The sequence below is a fragment of the Roseivirga pacifica genome (assembly GCF_900111145.1).
Lineage (GTDB): Bacteria > Bacteroidota > Bacteroidia > Cytophagales > Cyclobacteriaceae > Roseivirga > Roseivirga pacifica.
This window is the reverse complement of record NZ_FOIR01000001.1, coordinates 1,268,746-1,283,000: the sequence shown is the minus strand read 5'-3', so window position 1 is coordinate 1,283,000 and position 14,255 is coordinate 1,268,746. Positions and strand designations below refer to the sequence as shown.

Sequence of the window (14,255 nt, the reverse complement as noted above, 5' to 3'; positions counted from 1 at the left end):
TTATTCAGGAATGCTCATTGCACGCTTAAAAGCCAGCTTATAACTCTGACTTACAGGCAAAAACTGAGCGTTCACCTCCACTTTATCATTGGAAAAGCTCTGGATTTGCAGTTTGTTTATAATGTAAGATTGATGAATTCGAATAAAGCCCTTTTCTGACAGCTCCGATTCAAGCTCTTTCAGGGTCATTAAGCTCATAAGCTTGCCTTCCTCAAAATGAAAGGTCACGTAGTCTTTTGCCCCTTGTATGTAGTAGATTGATTGCAGCATTAGCTTGCGCCAAACACGCCCATCTTTAACAAATAGGAAGTCTTCCTCTTTAGTAGAAGCCAGAGTGCTTTGCTCAACTTTCTGAACTGCCCGTAAGAAGCGAGCAAAATCAAAGGGCTTTAACAAATAGTCAACTGCATTTAATTCAAAGCCTTCTAAAGCATACTCGGCAAAGGCAGTCGTGAAAATGAACCGACACTCTTGCTTCAAAAGTTTAGCTAATTCTAAACCAGAAAGATCAGGCATTTTTATATCTAAAAATACTAGGTCAGCTTCAGCAGTTTTTAGAAAATCTAGCGCACCCAAACCATTGCTAAAACTCCCTAATAGTTCTAATGAAGAGAGTTTTCCGCAATATTCTTCCAGTAATTTTCTGGCCAAAGGTTCGTCTTCTACTATTATGCACCGGATCATTCTGTGTGTACTATATTAAGTGATACTTCAAAGACATCATCACCCGAAGTTATATTCAGGGCATGCTTGTTCGGGTACATTAAAGCTAGTCTTCTCTCTAAATTTTTCAGCCCTAGCCCTGATTGTTTCTCATTGAACCCATTAGTTTTTAGCACTGAATTCTTCACCTTAAAAGTCAGCTCGTCTTTATTCGACTCTACCGATATCTTCAACCAACAATCTTCTTCTTTATCACTTATTCCGTGCTTAAAAGCATTTTCTACAAAAGGAAAAAGAATGAGAGGTGCAATAGATAATTGCTCATCAGCACTAATCTCGAACGATAAGTTGAAAGGCCTATTGAGCCTTATTTTTTCCAAGTCTAAGTAATCATTAATATAGTCAAGCTCTTGCCCCAAGGCCACTTCTTTTCCTCCGGCATCATAGATCATGTAACGCATTATGTTCGAAAGCTTAATAATCACCTGAGATGTTTCGTCCCGTTTAGCTTGTGCCAAATAATTAAGATTATGGAGCGTATTGAAAAGGAAGTGAGGGTTTATCTGTGCTTTGAGGTAATTCAGCTCAGCATTGAGTTTTTCATTCTCTATTTCCTTTTTCTGTGCCTCGAATAAGAACCTATCAATCGTGAACTTGATCAGCGATATAAAAACAATGAATGAAGCAAGCGTCCAAACCATACTCATACCCCTAGCAAAAGTCCACTGGCTATAATAGTCCGTTTGAAAAAGACCACTTATAAAAGCTGATTCCAACAAAAACCTTCCAGCAATACAGCAAGCAAAAAGCACTATTAATCCTAAAAAATAAGCAGGCAACTTCTTTCTTTTAAAAAGCAGTGGAAGCAGCCAAAAATAGTGCGCATAAGCCCCAACGACACTAAACATATGCTGACATACCACTAATTTAACCGCCATAGCAGTGGGTATGTCATTGGCATAGTCGAACACTTTGAACAAGAAAAAAAGCACCCAAAAGGAAACATGTAGAATGATAATATTGCGCTTATCTGCCCATTTCATAAGTTACAATTAACGCAATTGAACAATAAAGTATTCAGAACTTCTACATCCACCCTATTTTAATCGACAATTGACACATAAGGAACCTAGCCAATGAACTGTCGATTTGTACTCCCTCTACATCGATTAAATCCACACATTTAAGATTAACTGCATTTCTTGCCACCATGCAAAAACTCAAAATATCACTAATCATGCTGCTCACAATTGTGGTCTATGGGCAAGCACAAGACACCATTAGGGTTGGTCATCGGTTTAAGCAGTTCGAAAACCTAGAACTGGGCACGGTTACCGATATCGTTTACAATGAATACAGCGGTAAGCTGAATGGATCTTTGAAAACTAGGACCACCGAAATGGTCGAGTTAAATGGTAAAGACTATATAAAGATCACTCACACATGGCGATCGCCAAACGCACAGAGTTCGGGCAGGTTCGAATATTATTGTGAACCCTACACCCTAAAACCAGTGCAGCATATAAGATACACCGACAGCAAAGGCAAAGAAGCCTTTCGCTTTACCGAACAGCTTATATCTGGGCTCGACAGCGCCAGCGAAAACCAACAAGCTGATTTCAAACTAGTGCTCACCGAACCAACTTATAATTGGGAGATTGACTTAGAAACTTATGCGCTTATTCCTATGAGCAAGGGAAAGAAAGTGGTTATGTCATTCTACCACCCGGGAAGTTCAACAAAACCTGACTTTTACACACTTGAAGTAACGGGTACTGAAAGCATAAAATTAGCCAACGGAAAAGCCATGGAATGCTGGGTGATTTTCACCGATTACCACGGCACTCAACCCACCAAGTTTTGGTACACAAAAGTTGGTCAGAACTTTGTAAAAATGGAAGGGGAATATAAAGGCATGAAGATTTACAAAACCAGACTTTACTAGGCGAAACAATTACTATCTTTGCCGCATGGAATTACAGAACGATCTACTGATTCGTGCCGCCAAAGGCGAAAAAACAGAACGAACTCCTGTTTGGTTAATGCGTCAAGCGGGGCGTATTTTACCTGAATACAGAGCTGTACGCAACAAATTGAGCGGATTTATTGAATTAGCTCAAACGCCTGAATTGGCTGCTGAGGTAACCATTCAACCAGTGGATATTTTGGGAGTCGATGCGGCAATTATCTTTTCCGATATTCTGGTAATTCCTGAAGCAATGGGCTTGCCTTACGAGATGATCGAAAAGAAAGGCCCTAATTTCCCTTCCGTAATTTCTTCTGAAGAAGATGTACGCAAACTAAAAGTTGCCGATGCCGAAAGTGATTTGGGCTACGTTTTAGAGGCCATTAAAATCACTAAAAAAGAATTGAATGGCCGCGTGCCATTGATCGGTTTTGCAGGAGCTCCATGGACTATTTTCTGCTATATGGTGGAAGGCCACGGAAGCAAAACATTCTCTAAGGCTAGAAGAATGCTTTACAATAACCCTGTATTAGCAGATGAACTAATGCAGATGATTACGGATAGCACTATTGCTTACCTGAAAGCACAAATTGCTGCCGGTGCCAACATTGTTCAGGTGTTCGACTCTTGGGCAGGCATTCTTTCGCCAGAACATTACACCAAATATAGCATGAAGTACATCTCGCAGATTTGCGATGCGATTGACGAAGTGCCGGTAACCGTATTTGCAAAAGGGGCTTTCTTTGCCAGAAGCGAAATGCGTCACCTTAACTGCGAAACCATAGGTTTGGACTGGAACATGGACATTGCTGAATCTCGCAGACTGATTGGCGAAGGCAAAACCCTGCAAGGAAACCTCGATCCGTGTACGCTTTATGCATCCAACAAAGAAGTAGAAAATGCTACCAAAAAGATGCTTGACCAATTCGGTACGCATCGCCATATCGCTAACCTTGGCCATGGTGTTTACCCAGATACCGACCCTGAAAAGGTGAAAGTATTTATCAACACCGTGAAGGAGTACAGCGCGCAAATGCGCAGCGCAGCGGTTTAGGTCTTATTCTAGTTTCATAACACTGCTTTTTTCTTCAAGTGGATTGATGTATTTTATGCATTCAATCCAAAAAACTATGAAGAGACTAGTATCTATTTTGTGTCTGTTGGTGCTCCTCACCGGCTTAAGCGCGTTCAATAATCCAACCGACCCCAAGGCTAAACTGAAAGATCAGGTTTTGGAATTGGCCAAAACGGTTGAACCAAAAGTGATCGAATGGAGGCATTGGGTGCATGAAAATGCGGAGCTTTCAAACAGAGAATTTAAAACAGCCAAATACGTAGCCGACCATTTAAGAAGCCTCGGTATAGAGGTAGAAGAAGGCATTGCTCATACCGGTGTGGTTGGCACACTGAAAGGCGGCAAACCTGGGCCGGTAATTGGTCTGCGTGCCGATATGGACGGCCTACCGGTAAAAGAACGTGTAGACTTGCCGTGGGCATCCAAACAAATGGGCGAATATGATGGCAACCCTGTGCCTGTAATGCATGCCTGCGGTCACGATACGCACGTGGCCATTCTTATGGGCGTTGCCGAAGTTTTAGCCGAAGTAAAAGATGACATTAGAGGAACTGTAAAGTTCGTGTTTCAGCCTGCCGAAGAAGGCGCACCAACTGGTGAAGAAGGTGGTGCAAAACTGATGGTTGAAGAAGGCGTTACCGATGGCATGGACGTAATGTTCGGCCTGCACATTAACTCACAAACCGAAGCCGGACAAGTGCGCTACAGAAAAGAGGGCATTATGGCTGCGGTTAACAGCTTCGATATTAAAATTGAAGGCGTGCAAACCCACGGCTCTGCCCCATGGTCTGGTGTTGATCCGATTGTAACTGCCGCTCAGATCATTAACAATGCGCAGACCATTGTGAGTAGAAATCTACAGCTCACCAAGGCTGCTGCCGTGCTTACTTTTGGTAAAATAGAAGGTGGAGTTCGAAGCAATATTATCCCTGAAGAAGTGAACATGGTCGGCACCATTAGAACCTTGGATGCCGGCATGCGCGAAACACTTTTTAAGCGTTTTAAAGAAGTGGTAGAAAACACAGCAGCAAGCAATGGCGCTAAAGCAACTTTGACCATTAACGAGGGTTACCCAATTACTTACAACGACCCGGAGTTAACCGCTATGATGGGACCAACTTTTATTGAAGTATCGGGTGCAGCAAATGTGCAAAGCGATATTGATGCAGTAACTGGAGCGGAAGATTTCTCATTCTTTCAAGAGAAAATACCTGGGCTTTACTTCTTTATTGGTGGTATGCCAAAAGGCCAAAACCCTGCCGATGCTGCCCCTCACCATACCCCAGACTTCTATGTGGATGATTCAGGAATGCTTAACGGTATTCGCCTAATGAGCCGCATGGTGGTTGATTATGGAGAGTTGAGTAAATAGTATGCTAGTATTGGGTAGTGAGTATTGAGACTTGCTGCTCTTGAATAAACTGAAGCTATCTCAAAAGCTAAACGTCATTCCCGACAACGATCGGGAATCTCTTTAAATCTCGCATAAGCCTCAAAAAGATTCCCAGTCAAGCTGAGAATGACGAAAACAATTGGCTTTTGAGATAGCTTCAGTTTTTCCGTCTAGCTACTAGCACTTCAATACTAGGTACTATTTATAATCTTCCCGAACAGGTGCAAATACATCCATTAGCTGGCAGTCGGTAATGGCTTCGCCAGAGTGCACGACATTGGATGGAATTACGGCTACATCGCCAGCTTTTAGAAGTTTTGTTTCTCCCTCCAGTGTCATTTCGAATTCTCCTGAGATCACTTGTGCGGCTACTTGCTCATGCTGGTGGCTGTGTTCTGGCAGAATGCTTCCGGCCGCAATATTCCAATAAGCGATGGTTATTTTTTCGGTGTGAATAAAACGGCCTTTGAAACCGGGAATCAATTCTCTTTGCTCCAAAGCGGATAACTCAACAAATGGCATAGGTTAATTTTTATGGAGTTATAAAACCAACGACTATTTATACTCACTGCAATAGAAAGTCATCCTGAACGAATGCAGTTCCGTTCTCTCCCTTTTTTGAAAAGGGGGTAAAAGGATTCGATGCTCCATATTGATGTATTTGAAGCAAGAACCTCAGCTCTAAAGATTCCCCCTAATTAAGGGGCTGCTATTTATGTTCTGTATTAGTTTTCTTTACCCTATTACAACACACTGGTCGGGAGCTCCGCCCAGCCATCCTTAGGGGGAACTAAATCACCTCCCACCGGCAAATCCAACCTCATTAAACCATGTTTTCCATTAAATTTTTCTGGAAACTGAACTATGTATTTTTCTCCTACTTCTGGTTTTTGACCTTCTTGAATGCTTACCTGATTTTCAAAAGCATTCCCCTTAACTTTATATATAAATACGGCCTGTTTATTACCCTTTCCGGGATGATATATTTCAGTAACTTCTCCAACTGTATAATCCTGTGGCATTTTTTTCAACCAACCTTTATATAGGATAATGACCGAGGCAATTATGATTAATATGCTTGCGAAAAGCCATTTTTTCGCAAGACTCGTTCTAGTTGTCATATTCATTTTTGAATTGAATATTAAAGTTTTTTATAAACTTAAAATACTTATGAACACTGCATTATTACCACTAGCCCCTAGTTAATGACATGGGAAGTTGATCGCTTCCACCAAACCAAAATCCAACATTGTATCATTATCTTTCTTGTAAATTCCCAAGCCCATGATAGAAACACTTTTAAAAGTTAAGGCCCATTCCTTGGTCAATGTAAGCACTAGTAGATTAATTATTATTGTGTGGTTAAACTAACAACTGTTAAAACTCGCTGTACCTCCTCCGCCCTAAAGGGCACCTCCTCCCAAGGAGGACAAAGTGTGCTCGAAATGACTTGCTAATTGGGGTTTTATAATGGAGTAAAACCCCAACCCTGAAGGATGCAAAAGCGATAGAGATTCCCGCCTTCGCGGGAATGACGTGCTAGAAGCAGGCTAATTACTGTTACCCTAAAATCTGCTGCTTGGCAGCTTCTTCACCCAAACGAGTTTTATCGATTGGTACTACGCCAACGTGCTCACAAACCAAGCCTCCACCAAGGTTGGCGAGTGCAGCCGTTTGTTTTGCATTGAGGCCGGCAGCCAAGGCACAAGCCACAATACTAATTACCGTGTCGCCTGCTCCGGAAACATCAGAGATCTGACGCACGTGGGCAGGGATCAAATGCGTTTCGCCATTGTCTTTAATGAAAACACCATGCTCTGAAAGCGTTACCATGATCATTTTGGCATCAAGTGCTGCCTGCAAAGCCTTTGAAGCAGACTTAATAGAATCGAGGTTATTCGGATCTACATCAAGCTCCATACCTTCGCGAAGCTCCTTCAAATTCGGCTTGAAAAGCGTAGCGCCTTTGTAGTCTAGGAAGTTACGTTTCTTAGGGTCAACCACAGTTGGAATGCCCAGCTTATTGGCTTCGGCAATGGTGGTAGCAATCACGTTTTTTGTGATCACCCCTTTGTCGTAATCTTCAAAGATCACCACATCGCTTTCCGGCAAAAGGTTTTTAATGTGCGCCAAAAGGCTTTTTTCCTCAATGGCGCTTAACTCCTTATCGGTTTCATAATCGACACGAAGTAATTGATGCGAACCCGAAAGCACTCTTTCTTTTACCGTGGTCATGCGCTCCTCGCTGGTGATCACACCTTTGCTCGGAATGCCTTTTTCCTGTAAGCGATTTAGAAAGAATTCACCGTCCAAATCATCGCCCACAATGGCGCAAGGAATTGGCGTAGCACCCAATGCTTGCACATTCAAGGCTACGTTGGCAGCTCCTCCCAGTCGCTTTTCTTTCTTAGTAGCCAGCACCACTGGTACTGGAGCTTCAGGCGAAATTCGGCTCACCTTTCCCCATACGTAAGAATCGACCATCATGTCGCCAATTACCAAAACCTTAAGTTTTGAAAAGGCTTCAAAAAGAGCTTCCGGGTTCGTAAAAGTCATTTATGAAAGTTTTGCTAATACTTCTTTAATCTGGGCAATTGCCTTTCTCAAGTTTTCTTCTGATGCCGCATATGACAAGCGGATACAGTCAGGGTCGCCAAATGCCTCGCCAGTTACTACCGAAACGTGGGCATTGTCTAAAATGTACATAGCCAAATCGCTGGCATTGTTAATGGTAGTTGTGCCATCAGACTTGCCAAAGTAGGCGCTCACGTCTGGGAAGAAATAAAATGCACCTTGAGGCACATTGGTTTTTACACCCGGAATTTCATCCAATAACTCCTTCACCATTTCTCTTCTGCGTAAATACTCTTTGGCCATCTCTTGGGTAGGCGCAAGGTCGGTAGTTAACGCAGTTAGTGCAGCACGCTGTGCAATTGAACAGTTTGCCGAAGTAAACTGGCCTTGGATTTTGTTACAAGCCTTAGCCAACCAAAGTGGCGCGCCAATGTAACCAACTCTCCAGCCCGTCATGGCGAAGCCTTTGGCCATACCATTTACGGTTACAGTTCTATCGATCATACCCGGAATGGCACCAATGCTGGCATGCGCACCCGTATAGTTAATGTGCTCGTAAATTTCGTCAGAAACCACCACCATGTTTTCTTGCTTTAGCACTACCTCAGCAATAGCCTCAAGCTCCGCTTTTGTAAATACCGAACCGGTAGGATTACAAGGCGAAGAGAAAATCATCGCTTTAGTTTTTGGCGTAATTACCTCTGCCAACTGAGCGGCCGTAGCCTTAAAGTCATTGTCGATGCTGCCTTTTACATACACTGGCACACCGCCAGCCAATTCAATAAGTGCCGAATAGCTCACCCAGAATGGAGAGAATACTACTACTTCGTCACCCTCGTTGATAATGGCTTGGAAAATATTGGCAATAGACTGCTTAGCTCCATTCGAAACCACAATTTGATCAGGGCCATATTCCAGCCCATTTTCGTTTTTGAACTTAGCAGAGATTGCTTCCCTCAAATCGGCATAACCGTTTACTGGTGGGTAAGCAAAGTACTTACCTTCATCAATCGCGGCCTTTGCTCCATCTTGAATATGCTGAGGGGTTTTGAAATCGGGTTCTCCCAAACTAAGGCTAATCACGTTGATGCCTTTTGCTTTGTATTCTCGTGCTTTGGCGGCCATGGCAAGTGTAGCCGATTCCGCCATGTTCTTAATGCGGTTAGAAAGGATGTCCATACCTTTTATTCGTATATCGTTCTTGTCAAAATACTTCTTCCTAATGTAAGCTCATCGGCATACTCCAGCTCTCCTCCCATTGGGATTCCCCTGGCAATTGTAGTTACCTTCACGCCAAGCTCCTTCAGCTTTTTGGTCATGTAAAATGCCGTTGTATCGCCCTCCATTGTCGGATTCAGGGCCAATATTACCTCTTCTATTTGAGGCTCGCTATTTTTAATGCGATTTATTAATGATTCGATCTTAAGATCTTCGGGACCAATGCCTTCAATGGGCGAAATTAGCCCTCCCAAAACATGATAAAGTCCCTTGTATTGATGGGTATTTTCTATCGCCATTACATCGGGGGTATCTTGCACCACGCATACCGTGGCCAGGTCGCGCGTAATGGTTTTGCAAGTACAGTCGGTGGTTTCGGCAATAATATGGCAAGTGCTGCAATACTTTACGTCTTTGCGCAAATGCACAATGGCCTCGGCCAATTCGTTGGCACTCGACTGCTCTTGTTTAAGCAAATGAAGCACTAAACGAAGCGCAGTTTTTTTACCAATACCGGGCAGCTTAGAGATTTCCTCTATGGCGTTTTCAACAATTTTAGGGGGAAAGTTCAATGCGTTGAATTACAGTTGGCACATAATTATAGAACCGTGGCAGTAATACCTACCGACAGAATGCTTTCGCACATTGGGCGTAGCTCGGTAAAGCTGCCGTGCTTTACGGTACACTTGCCCTTGTAGTGGATGAGCAATGTACACTGTTCGGCCTGCTCAACGGAATGATTGCAAACCTTAACCAATGTGTTGATCACGTGTTCGAAAGTATTTACATCATCATTGAACACTACAAGGTCGCACAGGTCGTCCTCTACAACCTCTTCTAAAACTTCAACTGATTCTTGTTCCTGATAGCTTAGGCGCATACTTATAGGTTTTGTGCAAATTTAATGAAATTCATTGTCTTAACCAGTTGCTGAGGTGTATGGTTGAGCGGAAATTGGCAATCGCTCTTCTGATTTACGTTTAACTGTTTTCTGATTACTGATATACTGATATCTTTACCCAATGAGTCCTGAACTGGTAATTGGCCTAATTGGAGGCTATTTTTTAATGCTGATCATTGTTGCTCGCCTTACTTCAAAGGGAGCCAACACACAAACTTTCTTTACTGCCAACCGCAAAAGCCCATGGTATTTAGTGGCTTTCGGTATGATTGGAGCATCCTTAAGCGGGGTAACTTTCATTTCCGTTCCGGGCGAAGTAGGCAACAGCTTCTTCTCTTACTTTCAGGTGGTAATCGGATACTTGCTTGGTTACTTGGTTATTGCCACAGTGCTAATGCCGCTGTATTACAGGCTGAATTTAGTTACCATTTATTCTTACTTGGAAGAGCGCTTTGGATTTTGGAGCTATAAAACCGGTTCTGCCTTCTTCTTACTAAGTCGTGTTGTTGGTGCCTCCTTTCGATTGTTCTTAGTGGCCATAGTATTACAAACTGCCATATTCAATGCGTATGGCATTCCATTTTGGGTATCGGTATTGGTGACCATTTTGCTTATTTGGGTGTATACTTTTCAAGGCGGAATTAAAACCATTGTTTGGACAGACACCTTGCAAACCTTCTTTATGCTGACCGCAGTGGTGGTAACCATTTACCTGATCACCAAAGAGCTTGGCTGGAGTTTGGGCGAAACCATTACGCAAATCAAAGGCAGCGAACTTTCGAAAACATTCTACTGGGAATGGGACAACGCCAAGTTCTTCCCGAAGCAGTTTATCTCTGGTGCGCTTATCGCTATTGTAATGACAGGTTTGGATCAGGACATGATGCAAAAAAACCTTACCTGTAAAACACTGAAAGACGCGCAGAAAAACGTGTTCTGGTTTAGTGTGGTGCTGATTTTCGCAAACCTGCTTTTCTTAAGCATGGGTGCTCTGTTGTACTTTTATGCCAACAGCAAAGGCATTCCTATTCCTGAAAAAACAGACACGCTTTATCCATTGTTAGCGATGGATCATCTGGGCACCTTGGCCGGAGTGGTTTTCTTGCTGGGAATTATTGCTGCGGCTTACTCTAGTGCCGACTCAGCATTAACCGCCCTCACCACGGCTTTCTGTGTCGACTTTTTGAACTTTGATAAGCGAGAAGAAGCCGACAAAAAACGTACGCGTTTGAAAGTACATGTAGGCTTCTCGATATTGCTATTCTTGGTGATTTTGGTCTTTAATGCCATTAATGACGACAGCGTGATCAACTCCATCTTTAAGGCCGCGGGCTATACCTATGGGCCAATTTTGGGGCTTTTCAGCTTTGGTTTGTTAACGAAAAGAGCGATTCAAGATAAGTACGCGACAGTTGTTTGTGTAGCCGCGCCAATCCTTTCTTTCATTATAGATGTGAATACCGGTGGCTGGTTTGGCTTCTTTATTTTGGCCTTAAACGGTGCTTTAACATTCCTTGGTTTGTTGTTGATTTCGAGAAGGGAAGAATAGTCCCCCACTCAAGTGTTAACACAGAAAATGCTTCGGTGAGGACACCGAAGCTGGCAAACTCATCACAATTGATGCTTACCATTACCCTATACGGTTAAAACAGAGACTTATTAAACTGGGTCGACCCCTCCGCTACGGTCGGGGAGGAAAGGCTTTTGTAGGGACAATTGCATCTAACTACTGAGGTCGGGGAGAAAAGATAAGACACTCATCCTCGATTGTATCTAGGATGGGAGAATAAGAGGTTTGCAACCTCATGTATAGCAACACAAAGCTGTCTCAAATTACAGCCTTTGCTCCCTTCTTAAGCCCGCTTATTTATCTGGCCATGAGGCTTTAATTCGTAGGCTTATCTTTGTGTAAAATTCAGCGCTATGGTAACAGCATCAAGTTTAAACAGAAACAGAATCGGTTTATTCATTTTGATTGCGGGCGCCATACTGAGCGTGAGTTGGTGGCTAATGAATGCGACTCAATTTTCGGCTGACAGGTCTGCCCTAGCGGTTGGTAGTTCTTTAGACATTGCCATTCTTATTCCTCTTTTTTACTTTCTACTGATTCGAAAAACTGAGATTCCGAAAATCACCTTGCTACCGATTACGGTTCTCAGCTTAATTATAGCTTATCAAATTATTCCTACCGAAAACCATAGCACTTTGGGCTATATAGAGTTGGCTCTCTTTCCCATTGAAATTGGAGTGATAGGCTACCTGATTTACAGTGTTAGAAAAATTGTAAAAGGCATGGGTGCGAAAGATCATAGCCTAAGAGATTTCCCTGAAGCTTTGAAAAGCCTTTTGTTAGAAAAGAACACGAAGCCGCTTTTGGCGAATGTCGTTTCGTCCGAAGCGTCACTTTTTTACTACACATTTACCGGTTGGAGGAAGCCGAAAGCACTAGCGCAAAACGAATTTAGCAGCACCAAAAGCTCAAACTATGGCCTGATTTTCGGCTTTATACTGTTCATTTTGCCTGTTGAAACGGTTGTACTTCATATTCTTCTAAACTCATTCAGCCCAATACTGGCTTGGGTGCTTACAGGCATTAGCATCTATAGCCTATTCTTTGTTTTTGGTGATAGAAACGCCATGCGCCATCGCCCAAGTAGTGTAGAAACAAACGGGTTACAACTCAAAACCGGCATTCGCTGGTCCGTGTTTGTTCCATTCGATCAGGTAAGCCAAATTGAGTACCGTGAAGGAGATAGTAGCGAAGAAAAGTTCGTGAACCTAAGCCCATTCGGTGCGGGCAATGTAGTAATCACCATGAAGGATCCGATTGAAGTGAACGGCATCTATGGCCTGAAGAAAACTACCGACAAACTCGTTTTAAGTATAGATCAGCTGGAAGAGTTTAAGGCACAATTGTCTAACGCGCTCAACTAAGACAACTTATTAAACTGTGTCACCCACTGCGGTCGGGGAAAAAAGAGGTTTACAACCCCCTGAATAACACACTCACACTGGTTTCAACCAATTTGAGCAAAGTGGTGTCTTTATAATATGAGCCATACCAAAAACTTTCAGAGCAAGTATCTAATACTACTTTTCATCTACCTATTTTCGTGTAGCAAACAACCTGAACCAGCAATTGAGCACCCTTTGAATGGTACTTGGCGACTAATTGAAACTGGAAGCCCGACCGACCCGAATAATGTAAGCGCTGTAAATAATGGTTATTTCCTGCGTTTTCAATCGAACGGAGAGGTAAGGGCTGTATGCCGAAACTATGAAGAGCTATTGGATAATGGGATAGTGAAAGGTTTATGTTGGCAAGTGAACACAGCATCTATTACAGGCACTTACCTTGTTGAAGAAGACGACAATTATAACAAGGTCTTTATAGAATTGAATGAAGATGTACCTAACATCGATTCATCTGACGGAAGAAGCAGAAACTATATTTTCTATTTCGAAGAAGGCTTTCTCTTCCTTTTAAACGAATCGTGCGATGAAGGCTGCTACGACAAGTTTGGACAGGTTTTACCGATAGATTAAAGAAAACTATTCTTCAAGCCACAAGCTGTGTCCTCACAGCGTAATACAGGACCATTTGTGAAGACACAAATGGTGGCAGAGTGTAAGATACATCTCTTAAGAGCCCTATGAAATAGAGTGAAAATTTGTCATTGGCCACCAGCCTTCGCTAATACCCAATGACAAATAACCAGAAACCTATTCTTTGATGCGCTTTTTCAAGCGAATGGCCTCTGCATTCTTTCTGCGCTTCATATTTAGTATCTCTACTGTAAGTGAGAAGAACACTGCAAAGTAGATATAACCTTTCGGCACGTGCTCACCAATTCCTTCCAACACCAACATAAACCCGATTAGGATTAGGAACGACATGGCCAGCATTTGCAATGATGGATGACGATTGATAAAGGCACTGATCTTTCCAGCAAATGTCATCATCACAATCATTGCCAGGGTTACGGCCACAATCATAATAAATACGTGCTCAGTTAAGCCCACAGCTGTCAAAATAGAATCGAACGAGAACACCATATCCAAGGCCACAATCTGCAAAATAACCTTGCTCATGGTTGTAGCTTTTTGCTTAGTTTCATGATGGTGATCCACCTCTAGCGATTCGTGAATTTCGGTAGTACTTTTTCCTATTAGGAACAAACCACCAACAATAAGAATAAGGTCTTTCACACTTACATCGTGCTCCAAAACTGTAAAGAGTGGCTCCGTAAAACCAATGATCCAGCTGATTCCTAAAAGCAGACCGATGCGCATTACCAAAGCCAAAATTAAACCGAGGTTTCTGGCTTTGCTTTGCTGCTTTTCGGGCAGGCGATTTGAAATGATTGAGATAAATATGATGTTATCTACACCTAGTACTATCTCTAAAAAAGTAAGGGTGAGTAACGCAATTATCCCTTCTGATGTAAGTAAGGCTTCCATTTAT

General features: G+C 42.7%; 15 protein-coding genes. 6 read left to right on the top strand and 9 right to left on the bottom strand.

The features are described 5' to 3' along the window. Positions 1–684 carry a LytR/AlgR family response regulator transcription factor gene (locus BMW98_RS05645; protein ID WP_090257539.1) on the bottom strand — a complete coding sequence of 228 codons (684 nt, stop codon included), beginning with the start codon at positions 682–684 and terminating at the stop codon, positions 1–3. Further along, positions 681–1,706, bottom strand: a complete 1,026-nt coding sequence (locus BMW98_RS05640) for a sensor histidine kinase (RefSeq protein WP_090257538.1) — start codon at positions 1,704–1,706, stop codon at positions 681–683. Before BMW98_RS05640 ends, BMW98_RS05645 begins: the two co-directional genes overlap by 4 nt. Before the next feature lie 194 nt (positions 1,707–1,900). Between BMW98_RS05640 and BMW98_RS05635 the strand changes: the two genes are divergently transcribed. The 3 genes from BMW98_RS05635 (at position 1,901) to BMW98_RS05625 (ending at position 5,076) form a co-directional block, all read left to right on the top strand. Further along, positions 1,901–2,608: a DUF3108 domain-containing protein gene (locus BMW98_RS05635; protein ID WP_139177422.1), complete on the top strand. Its 708-nt coding sequence runs from the start codon at positions 1,901–1,903 to the stop codon at positions 2,606–2,608. 25 nt (positions 2,609–2,633) lie between these two features. Then, entirely contained in the window at positions 2,634–3,683 is a 1,050-nt protein-coding gene (gene hemE / locus BMW98_RS05630; protein WP_090257536.1) for a uroporphyrinogen decarboxylase, read from the top strand. Positions 3,684–3,759: 76 nt separating this feature from the next. Further along, positions 3,760–5,076, top strand: a complete 1,317-nt coding sequence (locus BMW98_RS05625) for an amidohydrolase (protein ID WP_090257535.1) — start codon at positions 3,760–3,762, stop codon at positions 5,074–5,076. A gap of 219 nt (positions 5,077–5,295) precedes the next feature. Here the strand turns inward: BMW98_RS05625 and BMW98_RS05620 are convergent, their stop codons facing one another. The 6 genes from BMW98_RS05620 to BMW98_RS05595 form a co-directional block, all read right to left on the bottom strand. Further along, positions 5,296–5,619 carry a cupin domain-containing protein gene (locus BMW98_RS05620; RefSeq protein ID WP_090257534.1) on the bottom strand — a complete coding sequence of 108 codons (324 nt, stop codon included), beginning with the start codon at positions 5,617–5,619 and terminating at the stop codon, positions 5,296–5,298. A gap of 221 nt (positions 5,620–5,840) precedes the next feature. Beyond that, a complete protein-coding gene (locus tag BMW98_RS05615; protein ID WP_139177420.1) occupies positions 5,841–6,218 on the bottom strand; it encodes a hypothetical protein in 378 nt (125 codons plus the stop codon). 439 nt (positions 6,219–6,657) lie between these two features. Beyond that, positions 6,658–7,653, bottom strand: coding sequence for a bifunctional heptose 7-phosphate kinase/heptose 1-phosphate adenyltransferase (locus tag BMW98_RS05610; RefSeq protein ID WP_090257532.1), 996 nt, complete (start codon positions 7,651–7,653; stop codon positions 6,658–6,660). Further along, on the bottom strand, positions 7,654–8,850 hold the full coding sequence (locus BMW98_RS05605; protein ID WP_090257531.1) for a pyridoxal phosphate-dependent aminotransferase: 1,197 nt from the start codon (positions 8,848–8,850) through the stop codon (positions 7,654–7,656). Positions 8,851–8,855: 5 nt separating this feature from the next. Next, positions 8,856–9,461: a recombination mediator RecR gene (recR, locus tag BMW98_RS05600; RefSeq protein ID WP_090257530.1), complete on the bottom strand. Its 606-nt coding sequence runs from the start codon at positions 9,459–9,461 to the stop codon at positions 8,856–8,858. A 26-nt stretch (positions 9,462–9,487) separates the two neighbouring features. Continuing rightward, a complete protein-coding gene (locus BMW98_RS05595) occupies positions 9,488–9,769 on the bottom strand; it encodes an ATP-dependent Clp protease adaptor ClpS (protein WP_090257529.1) in 282 nt (93 codons plus the stop codon). A gap of 142 nt (positions 9,770–9,911) precedes the next feature. Between BMW98_RS05595 and BMW98_RS05590 the strand changes: the two genes are divergently transcribed. The 3 genes from BMW98_RS05590 (at position 9,912) to BMW98_RS05580 (ending at position 13,336) form a co-directional block, all read left to right on the top strand. Continuing rightward, a complete protein-coding gene (locus BMW98_RS05590; RefSeq protein ID WP_090257528.1) occupies positions 9,912–11,339 on the top strand; it encodes a sodium:solute symporter in 1,428 nt (475 codons plus the stop codon). A gap of 374 nt (positions 11,340–11,713) precedes the next feature. After that, a complete protein-coding gene (locus BMW98_RS05585; RefSeq protein WP_090257527.1) occupies positions 11,714–12,724 on the top strand; it encodes a hypothetical protein in 1,011 nt (336 codons plus the stop codon). Between the two features lie 117 nt (positions 12,725–12,841). Then, the gene (locus BMW98_RS05580) at positions 12,842–13,336 is read left to right on the top strand and encodes a hypothetical protein (RefSeq protein WP_090257526.1); all 495 of its coding nucleotides are present in this window, start codon (positions 12,842–12,844) and stop codon (positions 13,334–13,336) included. Positions 13,337–13,513: 177 nt separating this feature from the next. On the opposite strand, the gene BMW98_RS05575 is transcribed toward BMW98_RS05580, so the two are convergent. Further along, positions 13,514–14,251, bottom strand: a complete 738-nt coding sequence (locus BMW98_RS05575) for a TerC family protein (protein WP_090257525.1) — start codon at positions 14,249–14,251, stop codon at positions 13,514–13,516. Positions 14,252–14,255: the final 4 nt, after the last annotated feature.

Bases quoted from the DNA above. Each gene is read 5' to 3' on its own strand.
- BMW98_RS05645 (WP_090257539.1), bottom strand. From the start codon at position 684: ATGATCCGGTGCATAATAGTAGAAGACGAACCTTTGGCCAGAAAATTA.
- BMW98_RS05640 (WP_090257538.1), bottom strand. From the start codon at position 1,706: ATGAAATGGGCAGATAAGCGCAATATTATCATTCTACATGTTTCCTTT.
- BMW98_RS05635 (WP_139177422.1), top strand. From the start codon at position 1,901: ATGCTGCTCACAATTGTGGTCTATGGGCAAGCACAAGACACCATTAGG.
- hemE (WP_090257536.1), top strand. From the start codon at position 2,634: ATGGAATTACAGAACGATCTACTGATTCGTGCCGCCAAAGGCGAAAAA.
- BMW98_RS05625 (WP_090257535.1), top strand. From the start codon at position 3,760: ATGAAGAGACTAGTATCTATTTTGTGTCTGTTGGTGCTCCTCACCGGC.
- BMW98_RS05620 (WP_090257534.1), bottom strand. From the start codon at position 5,619: ATGCCATTTGTTGAGTTATCCGCTTTGGAGCAAAGAGAATTGATTCCC.
- BMW98_RS05615 (WP_139177420.1), bottom strand. From the start codon at position 6,218: ATGACAACTAGAACGAGTCTTGCGAAAAAATGGCTTTTCGCAAGCATA.
- BMW98_RS05610 (WP_090257532.1), bottom strand. From the start codon at position 7,653: ATGACTTTTACGAACCCGGAAGCTCTTTTTGAAGCCTTTTCAAAACTT.
- BMW98_RS05605 (WP_090257531.1), bottom strand. From the start codon at position 8,850: ATGGACATCCTTTCTAACCGCATTAAGAACATGGCGGAATCGGCTACA.
- BMW98_RS05595 (WP_090257529.1), bottom strand. From the start codon at position 9,769: ATGCGCCTAAGCTATCAGGAACAAGAATCAGTTGAAGTTTTAGAAGAG.
- BMW98_RS05590 (WP_090257528.1), top strand. From the start codon at position 9,912: ATGAGTCCTGAACTGGTAATTGGCCTAATTGGAGGCTATTTTTTAATG.
- BMW98_RS05585 (WP_090257527.1), top strand. From the start codon at position 11,714: ATGGTAACAGCATCAAGTTTAAACAGAAACAGAATCGGTTTATTCATT.
- BMW98_RS05580 (WP_090257526.1), top strand. From the start codon at position 12,842: ATGAGCCATACCAAAAACTTTCAGAGCAAGTATCTAATACTACTTTTC.
- BMW98_RS05575 (WP_090257525.1), bottom strand. From the start codon at position 14,251: ATGGAAGCCTTACTTACATCAGAAGGGATAATTGCGTTACTCACCCTT.